Below are 10,152 nucleotides of genomic sequence, written 5' to 3'. Positions count from 1 at the left end.
CCTCTGTGTTCTCTGTGACCTCTGTGGTTCAATCAAGTTCTTCACGCGAAATAAATTTCACGCTTACAATGTCGCCTATCACTTCAGCAGCGAATATGCACACTCACATTGACACTCATGGCTAGCTTTTCTCTTAGTGTAAAGACACATTTGAACCACAGAGTTCACCGAGGCGCTCCGCGCTACATAGAGAAACCAATATTTGAAAAGGTCTTATCTAACCTTCTCTTCCTCTGTGTTCTCTGTGACCTCTGTGGTTCAATCAAGTTCTTCATACGAAATAAATTTCACACTTACAGTGTCGCCTATCACTTCAGCAGCGAATATGTACACTCACATTGACACTCATGGCTAGCTTTTCTCTTAGTGTAAAGACACATTTGAACCACAGAGTTCACCGAGGCGCTCCGCGCTACACTGAGAAACCAATATTTAAAAAGGTCTTATCTAACCTTCTCTACCTCTGTGCTCTCTATGTCCTCTGTGGTTCTAATTAGATTAAATATAGAAAAACACTTTGAACCACAAAGTACACCGAGGCGCTTCGCGCTGCACTGAGAAACCAAATGATCACATTAGGATTATGAGACACCTCGTTGAAGAGAAACACTATTTGAATCTCTCCTTCTCTTCCTCTATGCCCTCAGTGGTTCAATCAAGATCTTCGCGCGAAGTAAATTTCACGCCTACGATGCCACCTATCACCTCAGCGGCGAATATGCATATTCAGCTCAAAACTGACAGCTGACAGCTATTTCGCATTAATCACTTCCAAACAAATCGCGGGTATAAACCTTATCTGCTACATCTAGTAACTCTTCGGCCATGCGGTTCGATACTATTACATCAGAGATAGTTTTAAGTTCATCAAGGTTTTTGATTACACGCGAATTAAAGAATGTTTCTCCTTCAAAGGTTGGCTCGTAAACGACCACCTCAATACCTTTTGCCTTAATGCGTTTCATAATGCCTTGAATAGCAGACGCCCTAAAATTATCAGAGCCTGACTTCATCACTAAACGGTAGATACCTACCACTTTAGGGTTACGTTTAATTATAGATTTAGCGATAAAATCTTTACGGGTTGTATTGGCATCAACAATCGCGCGGATCATATTATTCGGTACATTTTGGTAATTAGCCAAAAGCTGTTTGGTATCTTTTGGTAAACAGTAACCGCCATAGCCAAACGATGGATTGTTATAGTGTTTACCAATACGTGGATCGAGGCCTACACCTTCAATAATCTGTTTTGCATCTAAACCATGGCTTTCGGCGTAGCTGTCTAGCTCGTTAAAGTAAGCTACACGCATTGCTAGGTAAGTGTTCGAAAATAATTTAATCGCCTCAGCTTCGGTTGAGTCAGTAAATAATACTTCAATGCCTGTTTTTACAGCGCCTTCTGCCAATAAATTTGCAAACACTTTGGCGCGTTCACTTTGTTCACCCACAATAATGCGTGATGGATATAAGTTATCGTATAGCGCTTTACCTTCACGTAAAAACTCAGGCGAAAAAATAATATTATCAGTACCGAACTGCTCTTTAACCGCCTTGGTATAACCTACAGGCACTGTTGACTTAATGATCATGGTAGCGGTTGGGTTTATTGCTAACACATCAGCAATTACCGACTCTACCGAGCGAGTATTAAAGTAATTAGTTTCTGGGTCGTAATCAGTTGGAGTGGCTATTACAACAAACTCTGCATTTAAAAGTGCAGACTCTTTATTAGTTGTAGCAGTGAAATTAAGTGGCTTATTTTGTAAAAAGTCACTAATTTCTGTATCAAGTATAGGGGATTTTTTTTCTTGTAATAGAGCAACCTTTTGCTCATCAATATCTAAGGCGATGACTTCACTGTGTTGCGCTAACAACATCGCATTTGAGAGGCCAACGTAGCCCGTACCAACAACTGCAATTTTCATAAGGTTACCATTAAAGCTAATTTATAACTGAGATACTAAGCTCTCAAAATGAATAACCTAAATTTTAGCACTTTTCTGTTTCTTACCGCTATTTTTTAGAAACAAATTAAGAGCATCTGCATAATTACAACGCAGATGCAAAAAGAAGGGTAAAGTCGTTAAGTTTAACTAACCTTTAAAGTTAACAACCTTATTAGTCTGTTCATCATTTGCAACTGATTTAGCTTGTTTTGCATTCCAAACTAAATCACAAATACCATCAGTTGGGTTAAAACCTGTTGGTGCATCAAGTAGTAATTGGCGAATCGTTTGGTGATCAAAGTTATGGCATGCAATATCTAGCGCTTCTAAAAACACATTCAGCTCAGGGAGTGGCAGCATAACTTCGTTTGCAGTCATAATACGCTCGTGCGATGTTTCGCCAACGTTGTCACCAATCAATAGCTCTTCAAACAATTTTTCACCCGGGCGAAGGCCGGTACATTCTATCACTATATCACCATGCGGGTTTGTATCGTCTTTTACTTCAAAGCCTGAAAGGCGAATCATTTTTGTCGCGAGGTCTTTAATTTTTACAGACTCACCCATGTCGAGTACAAATACATCACCGCCTTTACCCATAGAGCCAGCTTGTATAACAAGCTGTGCAGCTTCAGGTATGGTCATAAAAAAGCGAGTAATATCTGGGTGAGTTAAGGTTATTGGCCCGCCCTCTTTAATTTGCCTGCGGAACAATGGCACAACCGAGCCGCTTGAGCCAAGTACATTACCAAAGCGTACCATGCAAAAACGAGTAGAGTGTTGTTTACCTTTATTTTGCGCTAGACCTTGCAAACAAAGCTCAGCCATACGTTTAGTTGCCCCCATAACATTGGTTGGGCGTACTGCTTTGTCGGTAGAGATAAGTACAAAGGTTTCGACCTTCGCGTTTACCGCAGCTTTAGCAGCATAATAAGTACCAAATACATTATTACGCACCCCTTCGACAACATTGTGTTCAACTAAAGGTACATGTTTGTAAGCCGCTGCGTGGTACACAGTTTGTACCCCAAAGGCCACCATTACAGTTTCAATTCGGTTAATACGCTGCACAGAGCCCATTATTGGCACAAGCTTTACGTTTAAATTATTATGAGTAATATACTCACTCAGTTCTTTTTCGATTGAATATAAGCCAAATTCATTTACTTCAAACAATACAAGCTTTTTAGGTTGTTGCTTAACTATCTGCCTACATAGCTCAGAGCCAATAGAGCCACCAGCACCTGTCACCATCACTACTTTATCGGTGATATTAGCTGCCATTAACTCTGGTTTTGGGTCTACAGGGTCACGGCCTAATAAATCTTCTATTTCAACGTCTCTGAATTCAGAGAGTTTCGCTTTACCTTCAACCACATCAGCCATACCTGGTATAGAGAGTACGGTCACTTTCAACGGTTCTAACTGAGCTAAAATTTGTTTACGGCGGGCACGGCTTTCGCTGGGTAAAGCAAGTAATACTTTACTAACAGGGCCTTTATTTACAAGGTCATAAATACCTTTAAAACATAAAACAGGTATACCTTGAATAATAGAGCCTTGCTTTGTTGTATCGTCGTCTATAAAGGCACGTACATAATACTCAGGCCCCGTGTTTAATGCAGTTGCTAGCTGCCTACCTGCAGAGCCTGCACCATAAATAATAACCGACTCTTTATTAGCTGTTGTTAAACGGCCAATCATAGAGCGAGCAACAATGCGCGAGCCACCTACAGTAAGTAAACAAAGCCAAGCAAAAATAAACGGCATAGTACGCGGTATGCTTGTACCAATAAAAAACGAAATTAAAACCAACGAAACCGTGCTTATTAATGTACCAAACACAATAGCCCAAAGCGCATGAGTATTCATGTACCGAAGTACTGCGCGATATAAACCTAAATTAACAAACGCAAATAACGAAGTAGGAAGTAACAAAGCCAGTACAAGCCAGTTATCAAAGCTATAAAGTGGCGAGATGCTATCGAGCCTAACTATTAAGGCTAGCCAAAATGCCGAGATAATAAAAAACGAATCAAAGAGTAACGTAATTATACGTTTTTTGGCGCGGGAGGCACTCAGTACAGCGCGAATATATTTATCCACAACAAGTTCCCTTTCTTGTAACGACAGCAAACTTAAAGTATCGCATCCATAACTTACTCTAAGCTTAATAATTGTTAAAATTTTATAAATTATAACGTCAAAAAGGCTAAAGTGCCACAATCTAATACAAATTCATTAGCTATTGAAATTAAAAGAAAATATAGGAGCTAGGAGCTAGGAGCTAGGAGCTAGGAGCTAGGAGCTAGGAGCTAGGAGCTAGGAGCTAGGAGCTACCAATATCATAAATAGACTCTCGCTCTTTAACGAAACCCTTTCTTCGCTTTATTAACGAAGCGATCATAGCTGCAACTTCTTTAGCTTCGGATACTAGCTTTAATCCATGCTCTTTTTCAATAAATCCAATTTCAACGCCAATATAAAGCTGTGTAACTAACTCACCAGCAGAACCTTTAGCATAATACAAAAATCTAGATTCATCATTCGCAGTTTCACGTTCTATTCCCTCGGCTATATTAGAGGGAATAGAAACAGCTGAACGCGTTACTTGGTCTTTAAAGCCATAATCCTTACAATCTTTAGTAACTTTATAGATATCACAAGCTAAACGAGAAGCTCTTTTCCAAACATCCAGTTTTTCAAATTGCATAATTACCATCCTTAGTTCTCTAGACTTCTTCTAGAACCTAGTCATTTCCCTAAAACCTAGTCACTTCCCTAGAACCTAGTCATTTCCCTAGAACCTAGTCATTTCCCTAGAACCTAGTCATTTCCCTAGAACCTAGTCATTTCCCTAGAACCTAGTCATTTCCCTAGAACCTAGTCATTTCCCTAGAACCTAGTCATTTCCCTAAAACCTAGTCATTTCCTTAGAACCTAGTCATTCACTAGAACCTAATAATTTCACTAGAACCTAATAATTTCACTAGAACCTAATAATTTCACTAGAACCTAGTCATTCACTAGAACCTAATAATTTCCCTAGAACCTAATAATTTCCCTAGAACCTAGTAACCTTTCACTTAATCCTATCCCCACTACCACTACCGGTCACCGTCATAAGAATATATTTAAAGTAATTACTTAAGTTTAGGGTATCGATCATCTCACGATCTGTTTTTGCAAGTAACTCAGGGGTCGACATATCTATTTCGTTCACTTGTGCAAGACCTGTAATACCAGGGCGTACTGCAAAAACATTTTTAGCATCACGTGCTGCTGTAAGCTCTTCTTGGTTAAATAAACCAGGGCGTGGTCCTACTAGGCTCATTTCACCTTTAAGCACATTCCAAAGTTGTGGTAGCTCATCTAACTTAGTTTTACGCAAAAAGCCGCCAAAAGGGGTGATAGATGCTGTACTCGCTAAGTGGCTTGCAACCGAGGCAGTATCAACCTTCATGGTTCTAAACTTAACCAGAGTAAATGGCTTTTTATTACGACCTACACGCTCTTGAGTAAAAATAGGTGAGCCTGTATCAAACAAACCAATAACATATAAAACAAGCAAAAATGGTAAGGCAAATAACAAACCAAATAAAGCAAACAAAAAGTCTAATAAGCGTATCATTTATAAATCCATTAACTATTTTTTCGAAAGCTTTTAGCTGCTAGCTCAAAGCCATGCTCAACAGAGTAAGGTGGTGACCAATTAAGTGTATTTTTTGTATGTGTAATATCTAATTGGAGCGAGCCTGTTAGCCTATCGATAACGGCTTGTTTGCCTAATAATTTACCAGCTAGCTTAAAACACCAAACAGGCACAGGTATAGCCAAATTGGGTTTATTTTGTACTTTAGCCATTAGTGCAACCATTTCGGCAGTAGATAAATCATGATCATCACTAGCTAAAAACACTTGATTAGCTGCATTTGGGTGGTCAATACACACTTTAATTAAATCGACCAAGTTATAAACAGAAACTAGGCTTCGTTTATTATTTTTAATTAGCCTAAATGGTAGCGGTAACCCTTTAGCAACCAAACGCATTAGTGAAGCAAAATTAGCTTTAACTCCTTCACCATAAACCAGAGGAGGGCGAATTATAACTATCTCCATACCTGTTTTCTCACCTAACTCTAACAATTGCTGCTCAGCTTCTACTTTTGATATACCGTAAGGATCTTCTGGTACAGGATGGTCGGTTGCGTCAAACGGTAAGCGGCCTGTTGTACTCTCACCATTTACTTTTATAGAGCTAACAAAAATAAAACGTTTAACTCCAGCTTGCACAGCTTGTTTAGCTAAATTAAGCGTGCCATGAGTATTAACAGCTTTAAACTCAGCTAGAGGATCTACAGAGTCATCATTCATAACATGGACTCGTGCCGCACTATGTATAACACAGTCAACACCTGTGAGTGATTCAGAGAAATTTGAGTCTTTATCAATACTACTTTTAAAAACGACTCCACAATCAGAGTCTTTTCGGCCCAATAAATGAAGTTGATGTGTATTGCACATTTTTTCACAAAGAGAATTACCAACAAAGCCAGAGTACCCCGTTATCAATAACTTCAATTCTCACCTCTATAAATTGTCAAATGTCTGGCAACCACATCATTTATACAGAAAGACTCTTCAGCTAAACTCCTTCCAGCTTCACCAAATTGCTTTCTTAAATCATCATTGCGTAATAGTTTCTGTATCGCTTTGGCAAGCTCTTTGTAGTCTTTAACTTTTACAAGTAACCCTGTTAAATTTGGCTCTATAGCATCTCTGCACCCTGGCACATCAGTAGTTATAACTGCTCGCCCACATGCTGCAGCTTCAAGAAGGCTTTTAGGCAACCCTTCTCTATAAGACGGAAGAACCATAATATGCGATTTCGGAATTACTGATTCAACGCTTGTAGAATAGCCCCAATGTTCAACAGTACTATTATTAGTATAAGTATTTAATTCATCTTCAGTGATTGAATTAGGATTATCAGGGTCTAAATCACCTACTAAAACAAATTTAGCATTCTCGGTTTTATTGACAATTTCAGCAGCTTTGCAAAACTCTATAAGCCCTTTGTCTTTCAGTAATCGCGCTAAAAACATAACTGTTTTTTGTGATGTTGGTTCAGGCAAGTATTTAAACTGATTCAGATCAACGCCGGAACCTCTTATAAGCAAGCTTTGAGAAGGTTTAATGATATTACCATCAACAAAAATAGTTTTGTCATTTTTATTTTGAAAGATTACTCGTGTATCAACACCTAAAGCGAAACTATAAAATTTCTTTATAATATTCTTCAAAAGCTTAGCTTTCATTGAAGTATCAATAAAGACATATCCCAAACCAGAAATGGACGCCACACGAACTTTAGTCTTAAGTAAGCGAGTAACAATACCTCCATAAACAACACCTTTGATGGTGACAGTATGAGTCACTTCCGGTTTAATTGACTTAGTAATTCGCCATAGTTCAGCAAGAACCTTCAACTCTTTAACTAAACTAGTGCCGCTTCTAGTAAGCTGCAAGGGGTGAACAAAAATCCCTAAAGACTCTAAGTAACTTTTTTTATCTGTTACACCACATGCAATATGTACTTCATATCCATTTTTCATAGCTTCCAATGCTATAGGTAAACGGTGAGAGATAAAAAACCAATCAACATTCACTATATATAGAATTTTCATTTAGAACTCACTACCAAACCTAAATTTAAAAGTTATACTTCCCACTCAACTTTATACTAAGTTATTTTTAACAATTCTGAATTTACCACTTTTTTCCTTTGGTATACTTTTGACTAAATAAATATTAACTTTCATTCCCCCAAACCGTTCAATTAATGCTTCTTTAAAGTGGTCCTGCTCCTTATTATCAAAATAGGAATTGCAGACAACATTTACATCAACTTCATTAATATCATCCTGCAAAACTTGGAACATTATAATACCTTTAATGTCTTTAGTAGCATTACTTATATTACCTAAGTTAACCTTACCGTTGTCAGGTGACAAAATATAATCTGTATTACGGCCCTCAATTTTATCTACTAAAGTAAATTCAGAACCACACATACATTTCTGACTCGAAGAGAGTTTTAACCTGTCGCCTATCCTGTAGCGAATCAAAGGTGTGCCCCATGTTGTAAATGAGGTAACTAATATCTCACCTTCTTGTGAAGGTTGTAAATCATCGTCTACTACTTCAAAAACACCTGATAAAGGATGTATATGAAGACCTCCATGTTCACATTCTAATATGAAGGGTGCTCCTTCCGAAGAAGCATATTGGTCCGCTATTTTACACCCTAATACGCTTTTAATAACTTCCCGATGTATTGGCAAAAGAGTTTCTGCAGTAGGAAAGAAAGCCACTACCTTATTTAGGCATGATAAACCTCTCGATTTGGCCATTGCACATAATTCATAAACACTTGATGGGAAACCTACAATATACTCAGGTGCAAATTGAGTAAAAGCCGACCAATAAGAATCAAAGTTTTTTTCTGTAATATGAAAAGTAGAGAAAAATCTGATTTTATTTATATAATCATCCCTGTAGCAATTGCCATTAATTACATCTTTAGAGGTTGCGATATTTTTTCCGCTAAACCAAGCACACCTTTTCCCTAATTTATAACCATATTGAGAACGAAAGTGATCTAATAATGCATGTCTTTCTTGAATATTTTCTTTTGTATATAAAACTTTCATAGAAGACCCTGTTGTCCCCCCAGTCAAACTAACTACAGCATCACACTCTTTTATGGTAGCAATATTTTTTAAGTCACTGACAATATCCTCTTTATTAAGGATGGGAAAACGTTCTAAAGTAGAACCCTTTGGTAAAGCCGAATAAAAATCAGATTTATTTAAAGCGTGTTCAAGTAAATCTTTTAATCTTTTCTCTTTCTCAATTTCTATTTCCTCTTTAGAAAGCAATGAAGACTTTGAGAAGTAATCAAAATAATTAGAGTAGCAACCAGAGTGGCGAATCTTATACTGATATGTATTATAAATTGTGATTACACAATTTTGTAAAAAGATTGGTAACGCACTAAAAAATCTATTCAAAACAAACCTCCTTATATAAATCAATGTAACTACATATCACCTGCTCTAATGAATAAAAGTTAATTACCCGCTCTCGATTTATGTTCCCGACAGAATCTAAAAAAACACTTTTTGATAGCTCTAAAATTAAATCAGATATTAAATAATAGTCACCAACATCAACTGTATAATGAGGCTGCTCTAATATTAATTCAGCATCTCCTGCCTTAGTAGCGATGCAAGGTAAGCCGACACTCATTGCTTCACCAAGCACATTTGGAAACCCTTCAGTTATAGAATGCAAACAAAAGATATCAGCTGCAGATAATAACTCATGTACATTACTTACTTGACCAACATTAATAAACCCAGACATCTGAGTATCTGTTAAATCAAATTGCTCAAGTATGATTCCCCTGCCTATTAAAATCCCCTTAATTTTAGGATTCTTTTCTCTTGCCTTACAAATAGCATTTATAAATGTTTTATGATCCTTAGCTTTATCAAACCGACCTACAGAAAAAACAGCAATCTCGTCATCACTAAGCTGTATTTCCTTTCTAAAAAAATCTCTATGCTCTTGAGAAAATTTAAATTTATCAGTATCAAAGCCATTGCCTATGACTGTTGAATTACTAAACATAAACCCATTTTTAGAATGCTCTCTTTTGGCTGAATGAGAAACATATATAATATGCTTGGGTAATATATGTGAAAAAAACCCACACATACGTCTAAACAAATAGCTACCTAACCTGTCTTTCTTCACATTTGTATTGCGTACATTCCAAATCACATTTTTGATACCTAATGTTCGAGCTGCAAGCCCACCAATAAAGTCTGCATGATACATCCATGTTTGAACTAGATCGGGCTTTAACTCCTTAAGTATCATACGAGTGTACGGGAAAGCTAGAATAAAAGATGGGAATCCTTTCATGCCAAGAGTTTTAACAACAACTCCTGCATTTATGAGTCTCAAACCAATATCACCCAAGCTAGTAAAAGAAATTACTGAATGTTTGACTCCGCTCTTATTACTTGTTTGGGTAATTAGGCGCTCAAGCATTAACTCTGCACCACCTACTTTTAATCCTATAATAATATGAGTAATATGCATTTTTATTCTCTAATTTTAAGCTGTTAGTTCA

General features: G+C 37.3%; 8 protein-coding genes. All 8 read right to left on the bottom strand.

Annotated elements, in window-relative coordinates:
• Positions 1-761: 761 nt before the first annotated feature.
• The 8 genes from IMPJCBKJ_RS09415 to IMPJCBKJ_RS09380 all read right to left on the bottom strand — a co-directional run bounded on the left by IMPJCBKJ_RS09415 (position 762) and on the right by IMPJCBKJ_RS09380 (position 10,121).
• Positions 762-1,928: a nucleotide sugar dehydrogenase gene (locus tag IMPJCBKJ_RS09415; RefSeq protein ID WP_166339989.1), complete on the bottom strand. Its 1,167-nt coding sequence runs from the start codon at positions 1,926-1,928 to the stop codon at positions 762-764.
• Between the two features lie 168 nt (positions 1,929-2,096).
• Positions 2,097-4,055 (bottom strand): nucleoside-diphosphate sugar epimerase/dehydratase, encoded by a 1,959-nt coding sequence (locus IMPJCBKJ_RS09410; protein ID WP_166339987.1) that lies wholly within the window; start codon positions 4,053-4,055, stop codon positions 2,097-2,099.
• 223 nt (positions 4,056-4,278) lie between these two features.
• Entirely contained in the window at positions 4,279-4,662 is a 384-nt protein-coding gene (locus IMPJCBKJ_RS09405; protein ID WP_166339985.1) for a four helix bundle protein, read from the bottom strand.
• Positions 4,663-5,031: 369 nt separating this feature from the next.
• Entirely contained in the window at positions 5,032-5,580 is a 549-nt protein-coding gene (locus tag IMPJCBKJ_RS09400) for a sugar transferase (protein ID WP_166339983.1), read from the bottom strand.
• An 11-nt stretch (positions 5,581-5,591) separates the two neighbouring features.
• Positions 5,592-6,530 carry an SDR family oxidoreductase gene (locus tag IMPJCBKJ_RS09395; protein WP_166339981.1) on the bottom strand — a complete coding sequence of 313 codons (939 nt, stop codon included), beginning with the start codon at positions 6,528-6,530 and terminating at the stop codon, positions 5,592-5,594.
• Positions 6,527-7,636: a glycosyltransferase family 4 protein gene (locus IMPJCBKJ_RS09390; RefSeq protein WP_166339979.1), complete on the bottom strand. Its 1,110-nt coding sequence runs from the start codon at positions 7,634-7,636 to the stop codon at positions 6,527-6,529. The genes IMPJCBKJ_RS09395 and IMPJCBKJ_RS09390 overlap by 4 nt, the downstream gene beginning before the upstream one ends.
• 51 nt (positions 7,637-7,687) lie before the next feature.
• A complete protein-coding gene (locus IMPJCBKJ_RS09385) occupies positions 7,688-9,022 on the bottom strand; it encodes a phenylacetate--CoA ligase family protein (RefSeq protein WP_166339977.1) in 1,335 nt (444 codons plus the stop codon).
• A complete protein-coding gene (locus IMPJCBKJ_RS09380) occupies positions 9,015-10,121 on the bottom strand; it encodes a glycosyltransferase (protein ID WP_166339975.1) in 1,107 nt (368 codons plus the stop codon). Before IMPJCBKJ_RS09380 ends, IMPJCBKJ_RS09385 begins: the two co-directional genes overlap by 8 nt.
• Between the last annotated feature and the right edge of the window lie 31 nt (positions 10,122-10,152).

The sequence above is a fragment of the Pseudoalteromonas sp. MB47 genome, from assembly GCF_011319765.1.
GTDB lineage: Bacteria > Pseudomonadota > Gammaproteobacteria > Enterobacterales > Alteromonadaceae > Pseudoalteromonas > Pseudoalteromonas simplex.
The sequence above is the reverse complement of the archived record's forward strand: the minus strand, read 5'-3'. Positions and strand labels throughout refer to the sequence as shown.